At 44.4% G+C, this 23028-nt stretch carries 21 protein-coding genes and 27 tRNA genes; 42 read left to right on the plus strand and 6 right to left on the minus strand.

The features are described from left to right. Positions 1–119 precede the first annotated feature (119 nt). The 10 genes from QUA71_RS07230 to QUA71_RS07270 all read left to right on the plus strand — a co-directional run bounded on the left by QUA71_RS07230 (position 120) and on the right by QUA71_RS07270 (position 9024). Positions 120–1670 carry an ATP-binding protein gene (locus QUA71_RS07230; RefSeq protein WP_333283673.1) on the plus strand — a complete coding sequence of 517 codons (1551 nt, stop codon included), beginning with the start codon at positions 120–122 and terminating at the stop codon, positions 1668–1670. A 236-nt stretch (positions 1671–1906) separates the two neighbouring features. Then, positions 1907–2101 (plus strand): DUF433 domain-containing protein, encoded by a 195-nt coding sequence (locus tag QUA71_RS07235; RefSeq protein ID WP_333283675.1) that lies wholly within the window; start codon positions 1907–1909, stop codon positions 2099–2101. Positions 2102–2424: 323 nt separating this feature from the next. Then, positions 2425–4473: an N-6 DNA methylase gene (locus QUA71_RS07240; RefSeq protein ID WP_333283677.1), complete on the plus strand. Its 2049-nt coding sequence runs from the start codon at positions 2425–2427 to the stop codon at positions 4471–4473. A gap of 104 nt (positions 4474–4577) precedes the next feature. Continuing rightward, entirely contained in the window at positions 4578–5903 is a 1326-nt protein-coding gene (locus QUA71_RS07245) for a restriction endonuclease subunit S (RefSeq protein ID WP_333283679.1), read from the plus strand. Positions 5904–5905: 2 nt separating this feature from the next. Further along, complete coding sequence (locus tag QUA71_RS07250; RefSeq protein ID WP_333283681.1) at positions 5906–6793, plus strand: hypothetical protein; 888 nt, start codon at positions 5906–5908, stop codon at positions 6791–6793. Between the two features lie 206 nt (positions 6794–6999). Then, positions 7000–7221: a hypothetical protein gene (locus QUA71_RS07255; RefSeq protein ID WP_333137512.1), complete on the plus strand. Its 222-nt coding sequence runs from the start codon at positions 7000–7002 to the stop codon at positions 7219–7221. After that, positions 7214–7636, plus strand: a complete 423-nt coding sequence (locus QUA71_RS07260) for an aspartyl protease family protein (protein WP_332954395.1) — start codon at positions 7214–7216, stop codon at positions 7634–7636. The genes QUA71_RS07255 and QUA71_RS07260 overlap by 8 nt, the downstream gene beginning before the upstream one ends. 214 nt (positions 7637–7850) lie before the next feature. Then, positions 7851–8090, plus strand: coding sequence for a DUF2281 domain-containing protein (locus QUA71_RS07265; RefSeq protein WP_333283683.1), 240 nt, complete (start codon positions 7851–7853; stop codon positions 8088–8090). A 116-nt stretch (positions 8091–8206) separates the two neighbouring features. Beyond that, the gene (locus QUA71_RS29215) at positions 8207–8473 is read left to right on the plus strand and encodes a type II toxin-antitoxin system VapC family toxin (RefSeq protein ID WP_445243762.1); all 267 of its coding nucleotides are present in this window, start codon (positions 8207–8209) and stop codon (positions 8471–8473) included. A gap of 338 nt (positions 8474–8811) precedes the next feature. Next, a complete protein-coding gene (locus tag QUA71_RS07270) occupies positions 8812–9024 on the plus strand; it encodes a hypothetical protein (protein ID WP_333283685.1) in 213 nt (70 codons plus the stop codon). Between the two features lie 79 nt (positions 9025–9103). On the opposite strand, the gene QUA71_RS07275 is transcribed toward QUA71_RS07270, so the two are convergent. From QUA71_RS07275 to petM, 3 genes are all read right to left on the minus strand, one after another. After that, positions 9104–10021, minus strand: a complete 918-nt coding sequence (locus QUA71_RS07275) for an NAD(+) kinase (protein WP_333283687.1) — start codon at positions 10019–10021, stop codon at positions 9104–9106. 1 nt (position 10022) lies between these two features. Beyond that, positions 10023–11000, minus strand: a complete 978-nt coding sequence (locus tag QUA71_RS07280) for an NmrA family NAD(P)-binding protein (RefSeq protein ID WP_190657002.1) — start codon at positions 10998–11000, stop codon at positions 10023–10025. Positions 11001–11197: 197 nt separating this feature from the next. After that, positions 11198–11332 carry a cytochrome b6-f complex subunit PetM gene (petM, locus tag QUA71_RS07285; protein ID WP_445243474.1) on the minus strand — a complete coding sequence of 45 codons (135 nt, stop codon included), beginning with the start codon at positions 11330–11332 and terminating at the stop codon, positions 11198–11200. Between the two features lie 40 nt (positions 11333–11372). Here petM and pdxA point away from each other — a divergent pair, with 40 nt between their 5' ends. Next, a complete protein-coding gene (gene pdxA, locus QUA71_RS07290) occupies positions 11373–12470 on the plus strand; it encodes a 4-hydroxythreonine-4-phosphate dehydrogenase PdxA (RefSeq protein ID WP_333215974.1) in 1098 nt (365 codons plus the stop codon). A gap of 120 nt (positions 12471–12590) precedes the next feature. Continuing rightward, positions 12591–16202: an OmpA family protein gene (locus QUA71_RS07295; protein WP_333283689.1), complete on the plus strand. Its 3612-nt coding sequence runs from the start codon at positions 12591–12593 to the stop codon at positions 16200–16202. Positions 16203–16332: 130 nt separating this feature from the next. Here the strand turns inward: QUA71_RS07295 and QUA71_RS07300 are convergent, their stop codons facing one another. The 3 genes from QUA71_RS07300 to QUA71_RS07310 all read right to left on the minus strand — a co-directional run bounded on the left by QUA71_RS07300 (position 16333) and on the right by QUA71_RS07310 (position 17650). Further along, a complete protein-coding gene (locus tag QUA71_RS07300) occupies positions 16333–16560 on the minus strand; it encodes a hypothetical protein (RefSeq protein WP_333283788.1) in 228 nt (75 codons plus the stop codon). Further along, entirely contained in the window at positions 16485–17309 is an 825-nt protein-coding gene (locus QUA71_RS07305) for a biotin--[acetyl-CoA-carboxylase] ligase (protein WP_333283691.1), read from the minus strand. Before QUA71_RS07305 ends, QUA71_RS07300 begins: the two co-directional genes overlap by 76 nt. Before the next feature lie 122 nt (positions 17310–17431). Further along, entirely contained in the window at positions 17432–17650 is a 219-nt protein-coding gene (locus tag QUA71_RS07310) for a glutathione S-transferase family protein (protein WP_333283693.1), read from the minus strand. A 424-nt stretch (positions 17651–18074) separates the two neighbouring features. Here QUA71_RS07310 and QUA71_RS07315 point away from each other — a divergent pair. The 30 genes from QUA71_RS07315 (at position 18075) to QUA71_RS07460 (ending at position 22984) form a co-directional block, all read left to right on the plus strand. Next, positions 18075–18148: transfer RNA gene (locus QUA71_RS07315), tRNA-Asp, on the plus strand. Between the two features lie 194 nt (positions 18149–18342). Then, positions 18343–18416, plus strand: a tRNA-Cys gene (locus QUA71_RS07320). A 102-nt stretch (positions 18417–18518) separates the two neighbouring features. After that, positions 18519–18614, plus strand: a tRNA-Ile gene (locus QUA71_RS07325). A 3-nt stretch (positions 18615–18617) separates the two neighbouring features. Further along, positions 18618–18692: transfer RNA gene (locus QUA71_RS07330), tRNA-Trp, on the plus strand. A 6-nt stretch (positions 18693–18698) separates the two neighbouring features. Then, positions 18699–18772 (plus strand) — tRNA-Glu (locus QUA71_RS07335). 5 nt (positions 18773–18777) lie between these two features. Then, positions 18778–18852, plus strand: a tRNA-Lys gene (locus QUA71_RS07340). Between the two features lie 13 nt (positions 18853–18865). Then, positions 18866–18947: transfer RNA gene (locus QUA71_RS07345), tRNA-Tyr, on the plus strand. Positions 18948–18981: 34 nt separating this feature from the next. After that, positions 18982–19056: transfer RNA gene (locus QUA71_RS07350), tRNA-Arg, on the plus strand. A gap of 4 nt (positions 19057–19060) precedes the next feature. Beyond that, positions 19061–19147, plus strand: a tRNA-Ser gene (locus QUA71_RS07355). Between the two features lie 5 nt (positions 19148–19152). Further along, positions 19153–19225, plus strand: a tRNA-Phe gene (locus QUA71_RS07360). A gap of 6 nt (positions 19226–19231) precedes the next feature. Next, a tRNA-Asn gene (locus QUA71_RS07365) sits at positions 19232–19306 on the plus strand. Between the two features lie 10 nt (positions 19307–19316). Continuing rightward, positions 19317–19395, plus strand: a tRNA-Gln gene (locus QUA71_RS07370). Between the two features lie 5 nt (positions 19396–19400). Beyond that, positions 19401–19474, plus strand: a tRNA-Gln gene (locus QUA71_RS07375). Positions 19475–19503: 29 nt separating this feature from the next. Beyond that, a tRNA-Leu gene (locus QUA71_RS07380) sits at positions 19504–19580 on the plus strand. A 23-nt stretch (positions 19581–19603) separates the two neighbouring features. Next, positions 19604–19684 (plus strand) — tRNA-Leu (locus tag QUA71_RS07385). A gap of 4 nt (positions 19685–19688) precedes the next feature. Continuing rightward, positions 19689–19761 (plus strand) — tRNA-Pro (locus tag QUA71_RS07390). Between the two features lie 124 nt (positions 19762–19885). Then, positions 19886–19959, plus strand: a tRNA-Leu gene (locus tag QUA71_RS07395). 173 nt (positions 19960–20132) lie between these two features. After that, positions 20133–20206, plus strand: a tRNA-Thr gene (locus QUA71_RS07400). Between the two features lie 8 nt (positions 20207–20214). Further along, positions 20215–20285, plus strand: a tRNA-Gly gene (locus QUA71_RS07405). A gap of 265 nt (positions 20286–20550) precedes the next feature. Next, a tRNA-Val gene (locus tag QUA71_RS07410) sits at positions 20551–20621 on the plus strand. A gap of 6 nt (positions 20622–20627) precedes the next feature. Continuing rightward, positions 20628–20700 (plus strand) — tRNA-Arg (locus QUA71_RS07415). A 333-nt stretch (positions 20701–21033) separates the two neighbouring features. Continuing rightward, positions 21034–21107: transfer RNA gene (locus QUA71_RS07420), tRNA-Arg, on the plus strand. 7 nt (positions 21108–21114) lie between these two features. Next, positions 21115–21191 (plus strand) — tRNA-Ala (locus QUA71_RS07425). A gap of 54 nt (positions 21192–21245) precedes the next feature. Then, positions 21246–21318: transfer RNA gene (locus QUA71_RS07430), tRNA-Ala, on the plus strand. 6 nt (positions 21319–21324) lie between these two features. Continuing rightward, a tRNA-His gene (locus QUA71_RS07435) sits at positions 21325–21398 on the plus strand. A gap of 4 nt (positions 21399–21402) precedes the next feature. Further along, positions 21403–21485: transfer RNA gene (locus QUA71_RS07440), tRNA-Ser, on the plus strand. 129 nt (positions 21486–21614) lie between these two features. Continuing rightward, positions 21615–21833: a hypothetical protein gene (locus QUA71_RS07445; protein WP_333044881.1), complete on the plus strand. Its 219-nt coding sequence runs from the start codon at positions 21615–21617 to the stop codon at positions 21831–21833. After that, a complete protein-coding gene (locus QUA71_RS07450; RefSeq protein ID WP_333283695.1) occupies positions 21830–22210 on the plus strand; it encodes a type II toxin-antitoxin system VapC family toxin in 381 nt (126 codons plus the stop codon). Before QUA71_RS07445 ends, QUA71_RS07450 begins: the two co-directional genes overlap by 4 nt. Before the next feature lie 28 nt (positions 22211–22238). Next, on the plus strand, positions 22239–22811 hold the full coding sequence (locus QUA71_RS07455; protein WP_333283697.1) for a dihydrofolate reductase family protein: 573 nt from the start codon (positions 22239–22241) through the stop codon (positions 22809–22811). Between the two features lie 101 nt (positions 22812–22912). Then, a tRNA-Lys gene (locus tag QUA71_RS07460) sits at positions 22913–22984 on the plus strand. Positions 22985–23028 lie beyond the last annotated feature (44 nt).

Genomic DNA, 23028 nt, shown 5'->3' on the forward strand with positions numbered 1-23028 from the left:
GCTCTGAGAGAGTTTCATCGGGGCCGGAGAGTCGGTACAAACCCCCGCTTAACAACTAGAAGGCCATTCCAACAACAGTACACTAAACTGAGAGCAGCCCCATTCGCCCCAGTTGACCTATGCCGCGTTGGTTCAATACTGCTGGCCCATGCCAAGAAGACATTCATTACGCACTGTCGCCCACGGTACGCTTACCAAGCTTAGAACGGTTAATCGCTCAACGCAACTATTTCGTCATCCATGCACCCCGGCAAGTGGGAAAAACCACCGCCATGCTGGCGTTAGCCAAACAACTCACCGACAGCGGACAATACACCGCCGTGATGCTGTCAGTTGAAGTGGGCGCACCCTTCAGTCAAGACATTGCTGGTGCAGAAGAGGCTATTTTGGGGGCTTGGCGAGATAACAGTTCCGTCCGTCTCCCACTCGAACTGCAACCGCCTGACTGGACAGCGATGCAATCGGGACAGAAAATTCGGGCTGCTTTACAAGCTTGGGCACAAGTTTCATCTCGTCCTTTGGTGGTTTTCATCGACGAAATTGACGCATTGCAAGACCAAGCTTTGATTTCTATTTTGCGACAACTGCGCGATGGTTATCCCAATCGCCCGAAAGCGTTTCCGCAATCGGTGGGCTTAATTGGTTTGCGGGATGTTCGCGATTACAAAGTGGCTGCGGGGGGAAGCGATCGACTCAATACATCCAGTCCGTTTAATATTAAAGTGCGATCGATTACTCTGAGAGATTTTAATGCAGAAGAAGTCGCCGAACTCTACGCGCAACATACCGAAGATACCGGACAAGTTTTTACACCTGAAGCGGTAGCCTTAGCTTTTGAACTGACTCAGGGACAACCTTGGTTAGTGAATGCTTTAGCTAAGGAAATTGTAGAAGAATTAGTTACCGATGAATCTATAGAAATTACACCACAACATATTTTAGAAGCCAAAGAAATTCTCATAAAACGACAAGATACGCATTTAGATAGTTTGGCAGAACGACTGCGAGAAAACCGAGTCAAAGCCATTATCGAGCCGATGCTAGCCGGACGAGAATTGCCAGAATCTTCTAATGACGATCGCCAATACCTCGTAGATTTGGGCTTGCTCAAACGAGATCCAGCCGGGGGTTTAGTCATCGCCAATCCGATTTATCGAGAAGTGTTGCCGCGAGTTTTGGCGCAAGGGCCGCAAGATAGTTTACCGATTATCCGTCCGAGTTGGTTGAACGATCGCGGCGAACTACTACCAGATGCACTCCTGCAAGCGTTTCTTGCGTTTTGGCTGCAACATGGCGAACCGTTACTCAAAAGTGCGTCTTATCCCGAAATTGCACCGCATTTAGTGTTGATGGCGTTTCTGCATCGGGTGATTAATGGTGGGGGAACGTTGGAACGGGAATATGCGATCGGACGCGACAGAATGGATTTATGTTTGCGTTATGGTGAGGTAACATTGGGAATTGAACTGAAGGTTTGGCGCACTCGGAAAGTCGATCCGTTGAGTAAAGGCTTGGAACAGTTAGATGGATATTTGGCTCGATTGGGACAAGATGAAGGGTGGTTGGTGATATTCGATCGTCGCGAGAATGCACCCGAATTAGAAGAACGACTGAATACTGAAATTCATCTGACACCAATGGGGCGAACCGTTACAGTTATTCGTGCGTGAAGAAGTTGTGATGAATGTTTTGGTTCTGGCGATCGCCGAAAGTGTGCGATCGACTCTAATCTAAAATATAATTAAGAAGCGGTTGACACACACGATCGATCTGCGGTATTACTCGATTATATCCAGTATTGTACCGTAACTGCAATACAATTATTCGATCGCGCACCCATGCAACAGCTAGTATATCTAATCTTTTCGCCAAACCTCAAACGAGGAGATTCTCAAAAATTCCAACTATGAACTACCGAAACCACATCACGATCGAAGCAAATAAACGCGGTGGTAAACCTTGTGTGCGAGGCTTGCGAATTACGGTTTATGAAGTGCTTGAGTACCTGGCTTCCGAGATGACCGAAGCAGAGATACTTGAAGATTTTCCCGATTTAACACGGGAAGATTTAAAAGCCTGCATTGCATACGCGGGAGTTTAACACGATCGCATTATTTTACCAAGACAAGTATTTATCACTGCTTGCCTTACCATAAAACTATGATGGCTTCTTTTCTTGTATTTTTTGCGCGTAATTGGCGATCGTCCCCTAAAAAACAATAAATCACTTAAAAATACTAATGTTTTGGGTAGGATTGCGATCGCTGAATCAAGAATTTTGGAAATGTAAAGATTTTTATACTTTTGTTCTTCGGTTTAGAGTAGTTGGTATTGTTAGGGGCGGAAGGGCGATTGGTCTTCATAGCATTCCATTTAGGGGGGCTAAACTGTAGCTAAACCAAAATTAAGTTAACGAGAAAAAAAATGTCACTTGACACCTATCTTGACAAAGCGCTCGCCGACGGATATGCAGAGATTAAAGGGGAAGGTAAAAAAGAGCGTATTTACTACCTTACTGCTGATCATTCTGAGCGTTGGTCTGATCCCGAAGAGAAGATTAGGGCTGAGTTTTGGGCTGAATTAATTTATAAGTATGAGTACGACGATCCTAAGCTGATTAAGTTTGAGGTAAAAGTACCTCGGCGGACTCCTAATGATCTAGCAGATTTGGTGATTTACAGGGATGAGGAATGCAAAGATCCTTATTTCGTTTTTGAAATTAAGCGATCGGATATTAGTGATGCTGAATTTGCCCAGTCGATTGAACAGGTTTGTGGAAATCGTGCTAGTTTAGGTGCGCCTTTTTGTGGTTCGATCGCAGGTTTAACCCGTCGTTTACTGCGCTTCGATGATAAGCAGAAATATCCATCGATGGAGCGCGATCGCAACCATTTAACGGATATTCCCAAGCGATTTGGTAAGCCTCCTGAATGGAGATTTTATAAGAATAAGGAGGGACAAGATTTAAGCGCTGTTCCCCGTGAAGAGTTACGTTCTGCCATTCGGAAGTGTCATCAAACGCTTTGGGAAGGTGGTCGCCGTAGTCCGATTGCTGCTTTTGGTGAGTTTTGTAAGCTTGTTTTTGTGAAATATCGAGATGAGAAAAATCCTGATCTTGAGGATGAACAGCCCTATGCGTTTCAGCGTCGTGATGGTGAAAGTAGTGAGGATTTATCGAAACGGATCTTGAAGCTCTATGCAAATGAGCAGGAAAAAGAACCAGGCGTTTTTACTGAAAAAATTAATATCGATCCTCCTGTAATTGCTCAAGTCGTAGAACATTTAGAAGCTTTATCTCTTGATCGGACTGAATTGGATACAAAGGGAGTTGCTTTTGAAGAGTTTATGGGTGGATTCTTCAAAGGTGATTTTGGTCAATATTTTACGCCTCGTGAATTGATTGCGTTTTCAATTGAGCTATTGAATCCAGAGCGTAAGCATCTTGTTCTCGATCCTGCTTGTGGTTCAGGTGGTTTTTTGCTTTATGCCCTCGATCATATTCGCCGCGAGGCAAATCGGCGTTATCCTAACCACAAAACTGATGCCCGTCAAAGTCGGGAGCATTATAAATATTGGCATGATTTTGCAGAGCATAATCTATTCGGGATTGAAATTAATGAAGAGTTAGCCCGTGTTGCGAAGATGAATATGATCATTCATGATGATGGTCATACGAATATTGTGGGGCATGATGCCCTTGATTTTTTGGATAGGTTAACTATTCTCAAGCCTGAATTGTCTCCAAATAAGTTTGATATGATTTTGACTAATCCGCCTTTTGGGTCGGTGGTGAAGTCAACAGAGAAAGGTGATAGTTATTTAGAGCAGTTTGATTTACGGCGCTATTTGAATAAGGCAACAACGGATACTGAGCCAGATGAATCTACGCAAAGTGAACGCAATGCGAAACGGGGTTCTAAGGCAGTAAAGGCAAGAACTAGCATTAAAACGGAGATTCTGTTTATTGAGCGAGTTTGGTCGTATCTCAAGCCGAAGGACGGACGGGCGGCAATTGTTTTGCCTGATGGAATTTTAACTAATTCCTCTTTGCAAGGGGTAAGAGATTGGATGCTTTCCCATTTCCAAATTTTGGCGGTGGTGAGTTTGCCTCAGTTTGCTTTTGCTTATTACGATGCAGGGGTAAAGGCGAGTATTGTCTTCTTAAGAAAGTTAAGTGAAGGTGAGATTGTGCCTGATGATCAGCCGATGTTTATGGCGTTGGCGGAAAATATTGGCTATGACGCAACGGGACGGAAGACTTTTAATGTAACGGTTGAGAGTGAAACGCCAGAAAGGGAAAAGATTGAATGCCATAGTTGCGATCTGTTTGATTATCGGGTTTATTTTGAGTGGAATACGTCTAATCCCAAAGAATTAGGATGGAGTGAGCGTTATCGTGAGATTATTCCTAATACTGGTCTAGTCGCTCAGTGGCGAGAGTTTCAAAGAGATCCTTCACCTTTTTTCGTCTAAGCCCTGTTGCTGGTAATCAAGTTAAAAGTTTTGCTATGCAACAGGGCGGGATCACGGGACGCATTGATGTTACATTTCACCAGCCTGGGATACGGAAAAATCTAATGCGTGTGGAGTCAGCTAATTTTCCAACTAAAAACCTTCGAGAAACTCTTACAGAAATATGCTATGGAACAAGTACACCTCCAACTTTCTTTCTTCCCAGTGTTGATACAGTTCCTTTTGTAAGAGCTACTGATATTAAGGAAGGTCAAATTCAATTAGAAAATCTACTTCATATTTCTTCAGAACAGCCGCCCAAAATGGATAAGTGTCTTTTGAGTGGAGGTGAGGTAATTGTAGTCCGCAGTGGTGCAAATACTGGAGACAGTGCTTTTATCCCCTATGAACTTGCAGGTGCTTATGCTGCCTATGATCTTATTTTAAAGTTTAAAAATACGATCAATCCAAAATTTGTTGCATATTTTCTTGATACTGAAATAGGAAGATTGCAATTAAACCTGGTTCGTGGTCGCTCGGCTCAACCTCATGTTAATGCTGAAGAAGTTTCTGAAATTCGGATTGTTTTACCTGACTTAAATAAACAAGTTGAGTTAGTTGCTGCTATGGATAAGGCGCGATCGCAGCGAAAACAAAAACTAGCAAAAGCCGATGCCCTTCTCTCTAGCCTGGATAAATTTATTTTAGATACGCTTAACTTCAGATTACCACCTCCTGATAATCGTAAAGTATATGCAACCACCTTATCTCAAATGATAGGGGAGCGTATAGATCCTTATTCAAATAAGCCGTATTTTCAAAAGCTATTTAATGCTATCCAAAACTCACCACACAATGTTTTAACTCTTATCAATCTATCAATTCGTATTTTCTCTGGTACAACACCTTTAGCAAAAGGTGAGGCTTATGTTGATCCACCTAATGGAGTTCGTTTTATTAGAAGCGGAGAAATTACAACGGAAGGAACTGTTACCCCAACAAGTGAAGTACACATCAGCGATGAAATTCATACAGGCAAAATGAAAAGCTCTCAACTGCAAAAAGGAGATTTATTAATTGCTATTGTGGGCGCGACTATTGGAGCAGTAGGAATTTACAACCTTGATGAACCTGCTAATATTAATCAAGCAATAGCCTCTGTTCGACTTAGTAATAACGAGGTCTTAGGCGAATATATTTGTTGGTATTTGCGCTCCAGCATTGGTCAAAGACTCTTAGACTACTTCAAGCGTCCAGTTGCAAGAGCAAATATTAATTTAGCCGAAGTAGGTGAAATACCAATCATTATTCCTGATTTACAAATTCAAGAAACAGTTCTTACGGAAGTTTATAATCGTCGATCTGAAGCCCAACGCCTACGCTCCGAAGCTGAAACGGGATGGCAAGCTGCCAAACAATGGTTTGAAGATCAACTGTTGGGAGGTAGCTGATTGTGATTTTTGAGTTTGTGATTGTTTATCAGCAAGATACTGACACAGATATTAGACAAATCATAATAGACACATTAACCAATTCCCTACAAGATAACTATGATGAATTTGAGACTGATATAGTCGAGCATATGATCATTTTACAAACTCTAAGGATCGGAAATCAGTCAACTAATGAAGACGGCAACACAACCCAAACGATCATTCTAGGATTTACCCTAGACCTACCTGAAGAAACCAACGAACCCGACAAAGTTGTTGAAGAATTTGCCAAAGCCTTAACCGAAGTACCTAATCCAATCTCTCATATAGTTAAATTTGAAGATCCTCTATTGCAAGCCAAACTAGCCCAATGGTCAGCAGAGATATTTGCTATTGAAATGAAATTAAGACGAGTTCTCACTCTGATCTATTTAAAGGCCTATCAAGGTGTAGAACCTTACAAACTCTTAAGAGATGAGAAAGAACAACTAGCTGCCAGAGAGAAGCCAAGCGATAGAGAGATGCAAGAAGCTCTTGAAAATCAATTTTTTCATTTGCTCTTTAGCCAATACGTCAACTTAAATCAACGTCCTGACCCAAAAATCAATGATTTACTAGAAAATATTCGTAACTTCATCCAATATGACGAACTTCAGGCAGAAATTAACCGTAAACCAGTTGAAGATAGCAATGATGCTGATTTCTTAGCAGGGCTTAGAGATAAAATAAGTGCAATTGAAAAAATGCGTAACTGTATAGCCCATCACCGCCGTCCTTCTTCGAGAACAGAGCAAGGCTATACAAATGCCCAGCCATTGATCAGTCAATTACTTAATGAGTACCTTGAGAGATGGTCTTGGAGTGAAGCGGCTGAAGGTCAGTCTGATGAAGAATCTACCCCTTTATGATCAGATAGGAAAGACGCATAACCGTTATCTCCGATCCCAAACCAAACTAACTCAATAGTAAGGGCTAAAGCCCTTACTATAAAAAAATTAAGCAGGAAGTTGGATAGAAAATGGGTAGAATAAATAGACACGCTTCGATCGCGCACCCATGCAACAAGCTAGTAGATCCAATCTTTTCGCCAAACCTCCAACGAGGAGATTCTCAAATGCCATTAACTGAACTAATGTCCAAAATCCAGGAACTTTCAAAAATTGACAAGCTTCGGCTGATGCAGTTTCTGGCCACAGAACTGGTCAAAGAAGAAGATGCAACAAACTTTTTTGTTGCCGATCGAGAGTATCCGGTCTGGTCGCCTTACAATTGCTCTGAGGCTGCCAATGTTTTAATGAATCTTCTGACGACAAAACAACAAGAACAGAATGATTGACGCTCAGAGATTTCCCTACAAAATCATTGACAGCAGTCTTGGCATGGTCGATCGAATGCCGTATCTGCCATTGACACTCAGCCTGAACGGTCAATCATTGAACGCTGAGGGCTTATTAGATACAGGCGCAAGCGTTAATGTTTTGCCCTACGAGTTAGGGCTACAACTGGGCTTAGTCTGGGAAAATGAGACACTCTCAGTCGTATTGGCTGGGAATTTGGCTCGATTTGAAGCCCGCGCAGTCGTTGTTAATGCTCGAGTTAGTTCATTCCCAACGCTTAACCTGGCATTTGCCTGGACACAAGCAACCAATGTACCTTTGATTTTGGGGCAAGCTAATTTCTTCTTCGAGTTTGATGTCTGTTTCTTCCGGGCACGTTCAGAATTTGAAATCCGTCCTAAGCAGAGTGAATAGAAATGAAGACACTCCAACTATACCGTTATCTCGCAAACGCTGTCTGACCTTGCAGATGATTCGGAAGCTCGATCGAGAGCTTGACAAATCAGAAAATTGGTAGAATCAATAGATACGCTTCGATCGCGCACCCATGCAACAAGCTAGTAGATCCAAAAAAAAGATGTTTGTGTAAATCGTTAAAATAGTACCAAAAATAACCAAGGAGAAACCCATGTTAACCCTAGAAATGGCAATCCAAAAAATCCAACATTTTTCCCCCGAACAACGCAATAAAGTTATTGAATTTATCGAATTTCTAGAATTTCAAGCCAGCCCAACTAAAACGATAGAACCAAAAAAAGATGACTCCAATCAAGAACAATCCTTTTTTGAGCTAGCGGGAATCTGGGAAGAAAAAAATATCACTCTAGACGACATTCGCAAAGACGCCTGGGGCAAAGAAAACCAATGATTTTGTGTGACACCAATATTCTCATCGAATTCTATAAAAACAATACCGCCATCATTCAAGAACTACGACAAATCGGCAGCCAGAACTTAACCATTAGCATTATCACCAGAGCATAACTGTACTATGGCGCACTCAACAAAAACGAACTAAACCGCATTCAAAAACACCTCGACTTATTTCAAAATATTCCCATCGATCGACTCATCTCAGAGCAATTCATTCAACTCATGGCGCAATATTCCCTAAGCCATAAACTCACAATTCCCGATGCCATGATTGCCGCCACCGCCCTAACCCATAACCTTAGCCTTTATACCCTAAACCTCAAAGATTTTCGCTTTATCCAAGGCTTAAAAATATATGAATCTTCCCTGTCCCCATGACCCAAACCGAAGCAGTGGGGTAACAGCTTCAGCGCACCGAACAATTCAAAAAAGGCTTGCTGCAAAAAATGTTTGTGTAAATTAGGGAATAGGGAATAGAAATAAACTCCATTTCGAGAGAAATCGGAGGCAATGAGGTGGTTAGCCGAGTTCGGTAGGAGAGAGGAATTAAGCAAGTCCCGATTGATGAAGTCAAAAACGACCTGTCAGGTTATTTGCAAGTTGCCGACAAGGAAAGGGAATCAGCATTGAGGCAATGAAGGCGAAATATAACAACCCGAATGCAGCGGACGGACGAGAGTCGCTGTGCTGAGTCCTGAGATAGCTACCGCCACTGATTGGGAGCGTTATCTCGCAAACGCTGTCTGACTTTGGAGATGATTCGGAAGCTCGATCGAGAATTAAGGATTCCGGTAGATAAATGTCGCCCTACATTACCCACACTAATTGCTGCTTTATTCTACGATTTATCAACAGATAAAGAAATCAAAATCCCTTCAATCGGTGAAAAACGGGAACGGGAATTGCGCTCTCCTACAGCTAGGACTTGATATGATATCTACGAGCAAGCCAACTGGTTGAGCCAACAATCCCCGTACCTTGATAGTCGGGGAGTGTCAACAACAACTATCAAGGCAACTCAACCGAACTCGGTTTAGCAATGTGAGGCAAGCCCCAGCCTAATTTTTCCCGCAAAATGTGGAAAAACTCAAAAGATTGCACCCGAATAAACCGGGCTTGGTACGGCGCTCGCTCGACTTGCACCCAATCCTCGGGCAGAACATAACATCCGCCGTTACCGTCTACCACCATTACCAGGCGGTTTGGACTCGCTGGCAAAATCTTGACCGGCTCGGTGTTGGAAAACACCAAAGCCCGCGAAGCCATTGAATGCGGGCAAATAGGCAGCAACTGCAGCACCGGCACTCCGGGAATGATGACAGGCCCACCGGCAGAAAGGGCGTAAGCTGTCGATCCTGTCGGAGTTGCGATGATGACTCCATCTGCGGCAATGTCAATAGAGGCGTGCTGGCCGATCGCCACTTCAAAATGACACATACAAGTCAGCGGTTCCCGGTGCAGCACCATTTCATTGAGACAAAGAGCTTCCCAGAGGCAGTCGTTTTCTCGAAACAGCCGCACCGCCAGCATCGATCTTTCTTCTATTTCGTATTCTCCGGCGATTACCTTTTCCAAAGCTTGCGGCAGCAAGTTCAGGTAAGTTTCTGTTAAAAAGCCCATGTGACCGGTATTGACAGTCAGCAGCGGCACTCCAATCGGAGCGACTTGGCGAAATGCCGACAGCACCGTACCGTCGCCGCCCAAAACCACTGCAAACTCCATGTCGCTGTCAAAACCGGGGGGGACGAGTTGGTCGATCGGATTGTGGCACATCGGGCGATCGGGGCTAGAATAGCCCAGAATTCCTCCGGAACCAGAAACCGAGCAAACCTCCCAGCCGCGGGCAGTCAGCTTGTCTTCCAACTCTGCGGCGATGCGACAAGCCACAGGTTTAACATCGTTGTATATAATTCCTGCTTTCGGCACTTTAAAATGTAAAGGGCATTTTTTGTTTACTCCGTTTTTTAGTTTTAAGCTGCTCGTACTCTATTTCCTTGAGCTTCTTCATAATCAGATTAAAGTATTCTTCGAGATAAGACTCCAAAGTAGTAGTTTCTTTAGGGTCGATTCCGAAGACACTGTAAACATCATCCATCGGAGCTTTCAAGGGTTTTCCGGCTGCCAAAACTTCTGAAAAAGCCAATCTGTCAGCTACGTTCCAACTCCACTGAAAGAACTTAGCAAATTGACGAGTAGCCTTCAACAAGGCGTCTGGGGTGCGCGTAATTTTGGCTTGCTTCCCTGACAGCCGTTCGCACAACCGCACGATTTCGTCAGCATCCCAAGCGCGATTTCCCACCACCGGAAAGCTTTTTTTCTCGGTTTCAGGAACTGAAAGGGCCCGGACGGCAAATTTAGCAACGTCCTGAGTGTTCATGTAGGCAAGGGCGGATGGCTTGTTGGGCAGCCAGACTGCCTGATTGTCCAAAATCGGCATTGCATACAGGCTCAGCAGTCCTTGCAAAAAGCCGCAAGGTCTCAAGATTGTGTAGTCTAGACCGGATTCTGCTAAGAACAATTCGGTACAGCGCTTGATTTCCAACAAGGGGACTTGGGGATATTTCTCCGCATCGAGAAAGGAAAAGAATATGTAACGCTTGATGCCTGCTGCTGCTGCTGCTTGGATCAGCGATACTTTTCCGTCCCAGTCTACTCTTTTGATGCTGACAGAATCGGCTGCACTCGCTGTTGCTGCATCGATAATAGCACTGACGCCTTCTAGGGCCGGAGGCAGACTGTCTGGCTGGCAAAGGTTCCCCGGTACGAGTTCAGCGCCCCATTCTTTCAAAAATGCAGCTTTTCTGTAACTTCTGACTAAACAGCGCACCTGGTAGCCCTCGTCTAGGGCGCGGCGGGCTATTTGGCGGCCGAGAGTGCCGGTGGCACCTAAAATCAATAAAGTCATCTAGGGATTAATTATGAATCTTAAACTTTCAATAAGATGGTATCAGGTTTTTGTTAAGTTTGTTATAAAAACTTAACAAAAACCTGAAATTTTCTCATTTTAGGCTTGAGATATTCGGCAGAATGCTGGCTTTCGGCAGAAAGTAGACTCTAGAAGGCAGAAGGTAGAAGGCTTCTGAAGGATTGGTTGAAAAAAACTTATTCTTCGCGGCCTTGCAATTTGAGCAGGAGGAAGCCTCCACCTATACCCACGAAAATTAGGGAAAAGGACAAAAAGGCAGCAGTGAAAATTTCAGGATTCATGATTTTATATGTCCAATTGGGCGATCGCATTAAATAAAGATAATATAATTTGGGGCAACCAGGTACATGAATGCTAAAATTTCAGTGCCGAAATTGCTGTATTTTGTTGGAGAAAACTGCCTTGAGTCTCGATCGGGAATCACAACTAGCTGTAACTCTCGGAGATCCGGCGGGAATTGGCCCGGAGGTGATTCTCAAGGCATTGGCAGATCCCGCTGCTGGTTTGAGGGCAACGGTTATAGGTTCTAGGAGAGTTTTGCAGGAAACTTACGATAAGTTGCGATCGAGCAATCCAGCAGCAGAAGCGGCAAATCCCGAAAAATTAAACATTATTAATATCGAACCAGACAGCAAGTGGGGCGAAATTGTCCCCGGTGTCGGGAGTGCAGCTAGCGGGGCGGCTAGCTTTGCTTACATGGAAAGTGCGATCGCCCGTACCATTGCCGGCGAATTCTCCGCCATCGTGACAGGCCCGATTTCCAAAACTTGCTGGCAGGCGGCCGGTTACAATTATCCCGGACAAACAGAACTCCTCGCAGAAAGAGCAAAATCGCAGCGATTCGGAATGCTGTTTGCCGCCACATCTCCCCACAGTGGCTGGACGCTCGTAACTTTACTCGCTACCACACATATTTCCCTCCGTCAAGTCCCCGATGCGTTGAGTCCCGAATTACTGAGTGAAAAACTAGAATTACTGATAGACTGTTTGCGGGAAGATTTTGGGCTGGAAAGACCGAAAATTGCGATTTCTGGCTTAAATCCTCACAGCGGCGAAAATGGCAAACTCGGAAATGAAGAGCAAGACTGGATGATACCTTGGTTGGAAACGCAGCGCGATCGCTTTCCTCAAGTGCAGTTAGACGGGCCAGTCCCCCCCGATACCCTGTGGGTAAAACCGGCTAAAGTTTGGTACGGTTTAGCCAAGGAAGCTCACGACGGTTACTTGGCAATGTACCACGACCAGGGGTTGATTCCAGTAAAATTGATGGCTTTCGATAAAGCAGTCAACACTACAATTGGCTTGCCTTTTGTCCGCACCTCTCCGGATCACGGCACAGCTTTTGATATTGTAGGTCAGGGGATTGCAGATGCCTCCAGCATGAAGGCAGCATTGCAGTTGGCGGCCCAGTTGGCTAGTCGCAGAACAGCAGTTAAAATAGGGCGATAGCTTTAGTACGCCTGACGCTTGGAGAAATTGTGTCATTCCTATTGATTGTCGCTGGGGTGAGGCGGCAAGCAAGCTGGTAATTTACTTCGGTCGATAAAAATTACGTTTGGGTAGGGCAGTATGGCAGCATCTAATGATAATTCAGGCAAAATGTATCAGTCAGAAAAAGAGGTTTCTGATGCAACTCAGGCAAGTTCTAAAGCTGGAGAGCAACTACAGGAATTGCTAACCATACTGACTGAATTTCAGTTATTGAAGAAATCCAAAAAAGAGCCAAGCGAGATAAAATTACCGCTTGCGGAAAAATCTGTGCAGCGATTAGAGGATGAGGAAAATCGGCGCAAACAATTGTCTTTCCTGATCGAATCACCGAGTATTGTACCGGAAGTATTAACTAACGATGAAGAGATCCCCTCTCAAAGACGAGAAAAAAGTAATCAGGAACCCGATTTATCTATAGCGGCGAAGGGAGCAAAAAAAAATCCGCCGTCGGAGGAAGAATTAGAACAAGCAGTGGAGGAGTTTAAGCGGTTGCAGCAACTGCTGTTTGAAAGGGATTTACCGGAATTTTACAGTAATGTTTTGAGCGTGGAACAAAGGTTAGAAAATTGTGAGAAGTTGATGTCTGAACCCCAAGAGTTGATGACTTTACTGAGGCCGTTAATTCCTGAGTTAATGAGAGATGAATTAGAGGGGTTGAAGTCGGAATTAAAAAAGGCGGTCGAACTCGCTAGCAGCGATCAAATTAATAGGCTCGAATTGCAGACAAAAATAGCGGATTTGGAAAATAAAATTGCTAGCTTCAACCAGCAGCAACTGCCGAATTCAGAACAGTTAATGCAACGGCTGATGTTGGTGGTGGGCGAGCTGCTCAAGCGTAAGGTAGAGGAGTCTAAGTTAGAGGTAGCTTCGGCGATCGCACCAAAAGTCAATCAAGTAATTCACAATCAAAACGGACTTGAAGAACAGGTAGTAAGAATTGAAGATAGAGTTGCGAATATTCAGCAGCGTTACCAGCAGCAACCTGAAGATATAATCAAGCAGCTAGTACCAGTAGTTAGCGAGTTGCTAAACCGCAAAATTAGTGAATTAAAATCAGAGATTGTAGAAGCTGTTACCCCCTCAGTACAGGTAAGAATAGCTTGGGTAGAAATAGAAGAAAAAGTATTGAGCATCATCGAACGCCGACTGGCTACACAACAGTCGCCTATTCAGAAGCCAGAAGAGATACTGGCGATGCTAATGCCCGCAATAGCTGATTTGCTGAATCAGAAAATCGATGAATCAAAATTACAAGTAGCAGCGACGATTGAACCTTTGATAGAATCAGCAATTCTTCAAAGAGAAGTTCAAGGAAAATTGAGCGACGTAGAAAGTAGACTAAATAATCTTCAGCGACAGCAAAAATCTCAGCCGGAAGATATAATGGCAAGGTTAATGCCGTTAATGATTGAGTCGCTGAACCGGAAAATCGAGGAGACAAAGTTAGAGGTGAGAGAGGCGATCGCGCCTGGTGTCAACACAGCTCTTCAAAACAGCGGTATTGCAGCACAAATATTAAATAATGAAAGTAAGATTGTCGAAGTTCAGCAGCAAGTTTTAGCCGAGATAGAAGGGTTGATGGCAAGAATAATGCCAGTGATTGTAGAAATGCTGTCTCGAAACATCGGGGAAGCAAAGCTAGAGATAGAATCTGCGATCGGCCCCGCTGTCGATGCAATCATTCAGAATAAAAGGATCGATCAAAGACTCGGGAAGATCGAACAACAGATTGTGGCGATCGAACACCGGATTTATGAATCGACAGACTTGTTTACCGATTTACTGAAACCTTTGATTGACGAGCTGATGGTTAGCCATCACGCCCAACTGCAAAAGTCGGTCATAGAGTCTATTTTACCATTGTTAGATGAAGTTGTAAGTTATAATTACAGACTCAACGATAAAGTAGGGGAACTCGATCGCAAAATTACTGATGCTGAATGGGGAGGCAATCGGGAAGAATTACTTGCCCGAATTAAAATCATGTTTCCCGAAATGATGATCCAAACCATTAATGAGTCGAGAAAATCATTTGCCGAAACCATAGCTCCGATAATTGATGAAGTAATTAATACCAAAACCCGAGAAAACAGGCAATCGATGGGAGTAGCCATATCGCCGGCTCTTCCTGTAGGAATCAGCCACAGAATCAGTGAATCGCCCGATGAAATTGCAATGGCGATCGCGCCGGAAATGGCCGCCGCTATCAAACAGCAAATTCATCTCAAGCGAGAAGCAATGTCGGATGCACTTTATCCGATCATCGGCAGCACGATTTTAAAATACATCGCCGAAATGATGAGGGAGATTAATGAAAAACTCGAATCATCTTTAAGTCCAGAGAGAATTAGTCGCAAAATTAAATCCAAATTGCAGGGCATTTCTGAAGCAGAATTGCTGATGAAAGAAACAACACCACTGAGTGTTAAAGCTGTATTTTTAATTCAAACAGAATCGGGATTAGTAATTTCAGCAGTGCAGAAGTCTGAACGCGAACAGCTAGAATCAGACATGGTAGCGGGGATGCTGACTGCTATTCGGGCTTTTGTCAACGATTGCATATCTCAGTCGGGAAATATTGCAGAGATTGATGCTATAGAATACGGCCCATTTACGATCGTATTGGAAGTAGCGGGTTCGTGTTATCTGGCAGTAGTGATGCAAGGAGAAACCCGCCAATGGTTTAAGTACAAAATGCGAGCGATATTCAACAATATTGTTCAAGAATACGGAGATCAAATTCGGTCATTTAACGGCGATCCAGCAACTGTACCACCAGAAGTAAACTCGAAATTGCAAAAATTAATCGATACAGAGGTAAAAGTTAAATCTTCTAAACTTCCCATTTTACCAATTATCGGTTTGGCAGCGTTAGGTTTAATGGGGGTACCTTGGGGAATTCATCAATACCGCAGCGCAGTTGAAGCGAGCTTAGAAGCAGATACGAATTTAGCATTACAATCTGCTCCAGAGTTATCGGTTTATCGTATCGCGGCAGATGTTAAAGATAAATTATTGCAGATTTCGGGACGAGTGCCGAATCAAAATCTGCGATTGAAAGCGGAAAAAATCGCTCAGCAAGTGGCTCCACAATCAAGAATTGAAAATAAAATTATAGCCGTTGAAGTACCTCCCGATCCGGTTTTAGTCGAAGCCGATGTCAAGCGGACGGCAGCTCTTTTGAATAAAGTAGAAAGCATTAATATCTCAGCTCGCTATGCAGAGGGAAAAGTCGCCGTTGCAGGCAGCGTAAGCAAAGTGCCAGATGCTCAGAAAATAACTCAAGCTTTTGAGAAAATTCCGGGGGTGAAATCGGTAACAAATACAGTGATAATAGGAACTCCACCGCCGCCAAAGATAATAATGCCAGTTCGCGTGTATTTCGGTGCAGGTTCGGCAAGTTTGGAGGCGAAAGATGTAGCACAAAAGCTTAGTAAAGTCAAGGAATATATGGAGAAAAATAGCACGAAGAATTTAAGGATAGTTGGCTACAGCGATTTTAAAAGCACTCCGGTAGAAAATCAAAAGTTGGCACTGGAAAGGGCGACAAATGTGAAAAATATTTTGGTTAGACAAGGGATAAATGGCAACAGAATACAAGTTGCTTCTACTAAGGGTCGTCCGGAAGGTGTGGAGGCAAATCAACCGCTGTGGTTGAGCAGATTGGTAGTATTTGAGGTGGTAAATTAAAATTGGGAATGGGGAATTGGGAATTGGGAATCGGGCATCGGGAATTGGGAATTGGGGATAGGGAATCGGGCATCGGGCATCGGGCATTGTTAATTGGGAATTTTCCCTAATGACTAATGACTTTTTTCTCTTAATTTATAGTAACTGGCAAGAAGGTTAGAACATTTTTTATCGCTGAAAATATTGCTCTGACTGCATTTCCTTTCTTCCTTCTTCCTTCTTCCTTCTTCCTTCTTCCTTCTTCCTTCTTCCTTCTTCCTTCTTCCTTCTTCCTTCTTCCTCTTAAATTAATCGAACTCGCCCAGAGGTAAAGGGTTGTATTCGATCGCCCGCCAAGCATACTAACAAGCGGCCGCATCCATCAATGCCGGCGGCTTCTCCGCAGATGGTTTCCGACGCAAGTTCGATCGCCACCGGGCTGCCAATCAACGCATCGCGGCGTCGCAATTCCGGCAAAAGTAGTGCTAAACCGGACTTGGAGGCTGGCTTGTCTGTGGTAGAAAACATATCGGCTAGTTCGAGTAAATAGTGCCGCAGTCGATCGAGCAAACACAGTTCATCGGGTACTGTACTAGCAATAGAATGCAAGCTTACCGCATTGCCGAGATCCCTTTCATCCAATCCAGCAGCCGCGAAATCTACGCAGCGGTTGAGTCCAATTCCCACAACGGCGCGAGTTTTGCCAGAAACATTGCCGGAAGTGGCTTCGCAGAGAATTCCGGCTAATTTGTGGCGATCGATCCAGACATCGTTTGGCCATTTCAGGCGCAGCATATCGCGACAGTCGGGAACCAAATCTTCGATCGCGTAAATCACGGCTAAACCCGCTGCTAAACTGAGCCCGGGCAACAGATTGGGGTTGAGGTTGTCGAGTACAAAACTAACAGTCAAGACACCGGTTGGGGCGTGCCAGGTGCGCCCGTGTTGGCCGCGCCCGCTGGTTTGTCGCTTGGTAAATACTGCATCTCCGTGGTTGAGTTGGGCCGCGCGGGCGATCGCCCAACTGTTGGTACTCGGACAGGTATCCAAGGAGTGTAGCCAGTGAGGGAGGTTTGGCCGATCGGCTTCTGGGGTTGCGGGCACGGGAATTAAGGGCAATTCAGACAAGGTTTGATTTGTAGTATTGGATATCTAAAAGCTGATTATCGCAGGGCGATTAATCTTTTGTGCGAGTTTGGGCTATCGGCATTTTCGTCAGTGTTAATTCTTGCGGTTGCGATCGAAGTTTTCTATAAATATGTCTCAGCGGGGATTGACAGTGCAGGCGTGGGATATTTCGCCTCCCGATCATCAAGAATTGCCAGCGACTCCACCACAGTCAAGTCTTCATCCACTAAAACTTGTATGCGGTGGAACGGGTTAATTGCCAGAAAATCTGGTGCAAAGTGGTCGGCGTCGAGATTAAGTGCGATCGGCTCAAACGCAATCTGCTTTTCCAGAAGTGCCACCTCGCGCGACGGCGAGAATTTAGAGAAATTCGAGTGTAGTACAACTTCAGCATCGGATTCAACTAACGCGACACTACCAGTTCAGCAGCCAAATGTTTGATTTATAAGGGGTTTAGCAAAAAGCAGAGCCTCAGTTTTCCCGCTTCGCAGCAACTTTAAAAAAAAAGTTGTATTACCCCCTTGACAGTCTTGTAATACGCAATGTAGTATAAATGTATGGCGAAGGGGAAAGAGCTTCAAAGCTTTACCCCACGAGCAATATGAACCTTGAAAACTGAATAGGAAGTTAATCATGTCACATAATTGTGGACATTGGCGGTGTAGACTCCGGCAACAAAAGCCCGATCGGGTTGTAGTACGCGGAATCAACCGCCACCCCGTCCCAACTTGAGTAATTCAAGGACAGAAAATTGTTCATTTTCGCGGGGGTATAGCTCAACCGGTCAGAGCAGTCGCCTGTCGAGCGAAAGGTTGCGAGTTCAAGTCTCGTTACTCCCGTCAGTCGATTTTAGATTTTAGATTTACTCCACAGGAGAAGAATCTGGGAACTGGAACTTTGGTCTAAAATCCACACCTCCTGTCGGAAAGCAAGTATCCGTTTTTCGGCGGGGGTCAAAGTCCCGTAGGCAAAAGTCAAGCCGTCTCCCCCTCTGGCGAGAAGATTGCGAGTGCAAACCTCGTCGGGACTCCCAGGTTAGGTGGCCGAGTGGTTGAAGGCGTCGGTCTGCAAAACCGATTTTCGCGGGTTCAAATCCCGCCCTAACCTCTGTTCCCAATCAGAAATTAAAAATTAGAAATTAAAAGATTAAACTAACAGTCTTTTAATTGATTTTTTTAACTTTGAAAAGGAACGAAGCGAAAGTGACATTGCAGCGTAGCTTAATCGTAAAGCGCCAAGTTCATACCTTGGTCAATGCGGGTACCGCTTCGCGGAAGCAAGCTACAAGTCCGGCCGCTGCGACCAAAAGCAGGGATGGTGTAACTGGCAACACTCTGGTCTCCAAAACCAGCATTCTGAGTTCAAATCTCAGTTCCTGTGCCAATTTATAGTGCTGTAGGCAAATGGTTTAAGCCGCTTGGTTTTCACCCAAGTGATTGCGGGTTCAACTCCCGTCAGCACTTCTCGTGGGTCGTTGGCAGAATGGTTTTGCAGCCGCCTTTTAAGCGGATGGATCGAGGTTCAATTCCTCGACGACCTACCAAAATTTCTATCTTGGGTCGGCCCTCCTATTGGCGTGGGTAGCTGTCTGTAAAACAGTAGCTTAAAGCGTTGCTGGTTCAATTCCAGCCCGACCCATTTGTAACTGCATTTAATATGCAGTTGCAATCTTGAGAACGTGGTGTAACTGGATAACATTTCAGTCTACGAAACTGAAGATTTGGGGGTTCAAATCCCTCCGTTCTCGCTGTGGAGAGGTGGCCGAGTGGCTTAAGGCGCTTTCCTGCTAAGAAAGAGCGGTTTAACAGCCGTCGAGGGTTCAAATCCCTCCTTCTCCGTTTTCCCCCCGATAGCTCAGTTGGTAGAGCGCTTGTCTGAAGAACAAGAGGTCGTCAGTTCGATACTGACTTGGGGGATTGCGTTGCCTTATAGCTCAATGGTAGAGCAAGCGGTTGTTAACCGCTAGGTTGTAGGTTCGAGTCCTACTGGGGCAGCCATTTTTTAAATTGCCGGGTAGACAAATTGGTAAAGTCGCCTATCTCTGAAATAGGAGTTTCTGTAGGTTCAAAGCCTACCCCGGCACCCAATTATTGGGAAGTCGCCTAATCGGTATGGCACCGCTCTTTGAAAGCGGAAAAATGCAGGTTCGATCCCTGCCTTCCCAGTTCTGCTATTACCAAAGCAGATCAATTACACTCCTGTAGCCCAATTGGCAGAGGCCGCAATTTCAAAAATTGTGTTGTGTGAGTTCAAATCTCACCAGGAGTACCAAATTTTTAACTAAGTTTCTAGTTGCTCCTGTGGCGGAATTGGCAGACGCGGCAGACTTAAAATCTGTTCTATTTTGATTGTGAGTTCGAGTCTCACTAGGAGCATGAACGGGATGTAATTCAGCGGCCAGAAGCCATGCTTTGGGAGCATGGAGTCGTTGGTTCAAATCCAACCATCCCGACTTTACCCCTGTGATGTAATTGGAAAACATCACTCGCTCAAAACGAGTGTTTTTTGCAGGTTCGATGCCTGTCAGGGGTATGAGGTTTTATTCAATCTCAAATCTCAAATCTCAAATCGGTTTTGCCCCTGTAGCCCAATCGGTAGAGGCGCTAGATTTAGGATCTAGTTAGTGCTGGTTCGATGCCAGTCAGGGGTATTTGGTGACATCGCGGGTGAAGTAGCCTGGGTAGGCTTGGAGGTCTCATAAGCCTCTTAATAGCAGGTTCAACTCCTGCCCCCGCCACCAAAAATGCAGGTGTGATGTAATTAACAAGATGAGGGTTTCATACAGCCTCTTTGCTAGTTCAAATCTCGCCGTATGCTTAGCGTGCTGGTGTAGCTCAATTAGGCAGAGCAACTGATTTGTAATCAGTCGGTTGTAGGTTCAATTCCTATCACCAGCCCTACAATTGCGGATATGGTGTAACGGTAGCATTCGAGTCTTCCAAACTCTAGGCACGAGTTCGAGCCTCGTTATCCGCTTGGCGAAACAAGAAGTTTGTTAAATCTCACATCTTGCACCATTCTCCCGAACAGGCAAGATGCCTGTTCCACAAAGAGTAGATTTTCTTGTGGAACAGGCATCTTGCCTGTTCATAAAAGGCTTATTGACAATGGTGCAACATCTCAGTTAAATCCAAAATCTCAAATTTCAAATCTAAAATCGGTTTGCGGATGTCATGTAGCGGCTAGCATCTGAGTATGCCATTCTCAGCGCATGGGTTCGAGTCCCATCATCCGCTTTTGTAGTCCTGAGCTTCGATGGTAGAGCGTTTGCCTTACAAGCAGACGCGGGGTAATCTCCTGTCAGGACTACCAATTTATGGGAGTGTAGCTCAATGGATAGAGCGCCGCGCTTCGGACGCGGATGTTGTGGGTTCAAGTCCTACCACTCTCGTTGTTTTTGCTTTAATTTAAGGAGGTTGATTCCATTGAATGGATAATTTTTTATATTAAGAGCGATCGCCCTTTGCGTGTCCCAATCTTTGGAGCCTACATACTTTAGTACGAGAGGAAAGGTAACGCTGTCAAAATCAGCGGGCGTTTGCGAACGAGGAGTGCCATGAACCCGGCAGGTTGGCTTAAAGGTAGCCATCCTTTAAAGAGTGTGTAGTAACTCATCGGGGGAGTCCCTCTAGTAATTGAGAAAACGCAATGCTCTGATAACTTGCACGTCAAAGTGCGTTAAGCGCAGCTATCCCGTAGGGAATCGCGCATTAACAAAAAACATGGGAGTGTAACTCAACTGGATAGAGTGTCGAGCTTCTACCTCGAATGTTGTGGGTTCAAGTCCTACCGCTCCTGCTGTCTGGGGTTCGTAGCTTAATTGGTAAAGCATCTAACTGGCTGTTAGAAAGATATCGGTTCAAATCCGATCGCAATCCACCACACCAATTTTAGATTTTAGATTTGAGATTTACTCCACAGGTGAATCTTTTACGCGGGGTCATAGCTCAATTGGTAGAGCGCTTGCTTTGCACGCAAGAGGCCAGGAGTTCGATTCTCCTTGACTCCACTTGCGGTGTCTGAAGCCAAAGCGGTAGCGGCGCTGGTTTGTGGAACCAGTAATAGCGGGTTCAATTCCCGTCAGACACCCCTTGGAAGATGCCGCTAAATGGTTGGCAACCAGTCTTGAAAACTGGGGTACAGGTAACTGTAAGGGTTAGATTCCTTCATCTTCCTTTTGACCCACCGGAAGTCGAAAAGCGAGACACCGTGCTGATAACGCGGCGATAGGAGGGGCAGTACCTCCTCGGTGGATGGATTGGTTTATAATAAGTCTAGATTTGCTAGTTATTCAACATAGAAGCCATGAGCATTCAAGTTCTCAAATTAGAATTGATTCAGTGGATTTTGTTATTAAAGGATATTCAACTTTTAAACGAAATCCAAAAACTGAAAGAAAAGTCACCCGAAAAGACTGCTGTTCTCAAACCTCGTCAATTTGGCTGTGGTCAAGGAATTTTTACTTACGTTGCGGATGATTTTGATGAAACACCTCCTGGTTTTGAAGAATATATGTTGCCATGAAATATCTAATTGACACTCACATTCTAATTTGGTTTGTTGAAGGTAACGCTCGGCTTGATGAGTATGTGCGCTCGCTGATTGCTAATCCTGTCAATGAAATCTATATCAGCCAAGCGAGTCTGTGGGAGCTTACTATCAAAATCAGCATCGGTAAGTTGTCTTTGTCTATTTCTGTGTCGGAGTTAGAAATTTTTCTGATCGACCACGACTTTCAAATTCTAGAAACTAAGTTCCTCCATTACGATAAATTGCAAAATCTTCCTTTTTACCATCAAGATCCTTTCGATCGCCTAATTATTTCTCAAGCCCAAGCAGAAGATTACACTATCATTACACATGACGATAGGTTCAAACAGTACGATGTAAAATTGTTGTAATATCAAATTATCAAAACAAAGGTTAAATATGAGAAAACTAAAATATTACGTTGCTTGCACCGTTGACGGGTTTATTGCTCGCGAAGATGGCTCATTTGATTGTTTTCCTATGGAAGGAGAGCATTTCGCTGATTTGTTCGATTCCTTTCCTGAAACTTTTCCGGCTCACTTTCAGGAAGCACGAGGCATTCGTGCAGAGAACAAGCAGTTTGATGCGGTTTTGATGGGACGGAAAACCTATGAGGGAGGGCTAAATGTTGGTGTAACTAATCCTTATCCTACCTTGAAGCAGTATGTTTTTTCGCGCACTATGAAAGCCAGTCCCGATCAGAATATTGAACTTGTTTCGGACAATCCTGTTGCATTGGTTAAGGAATTGAAAAAAGAAACGGGTAAAGACATCTGGCTGTGCGGTGGTGGCGCTTTAGCGACAACTCTTTTTTCTGAGATTGACGAGATAATTGTGAAGTTGAATCCGCTAGTTATCGGATCTGGAATTCCTCTTTTTTCCCGTGCACTAGATACGACAAATTTGGAACTTCCCGATCGCAAAATCTATAGCAACGGTTTCATGTTACTTCATTATCGAGTGAAGCATTAGCAATCGGGACTTTAGGCGTTGCAATTGCTGGGGGCAAAAAAGGACTGAAGTGTTTACTACACAATAATTTTTTAGGAATTACACAAACGCTGAATTTTTAAGGGTGGTTAGCAAAGCGGTTATGCACCCGGCTTTTAACCGGTACCAGATAGGTTCAACTCCTATACCACCCACTTTCAATCTATCTGCCTTAATCAGCGTTTATCTGCGGTTAAAA

Source organism: Microcoleus sp. MON1_C5 (assembly GCF_036701875.1).
In the GTDB taxonomy this organism is placed as follows: domain Bacteria; phylum Cyanobacteriota; class Cyanobacteriia; order Cyanobacteriales; family Microcoleaceae; genus Microcoleus.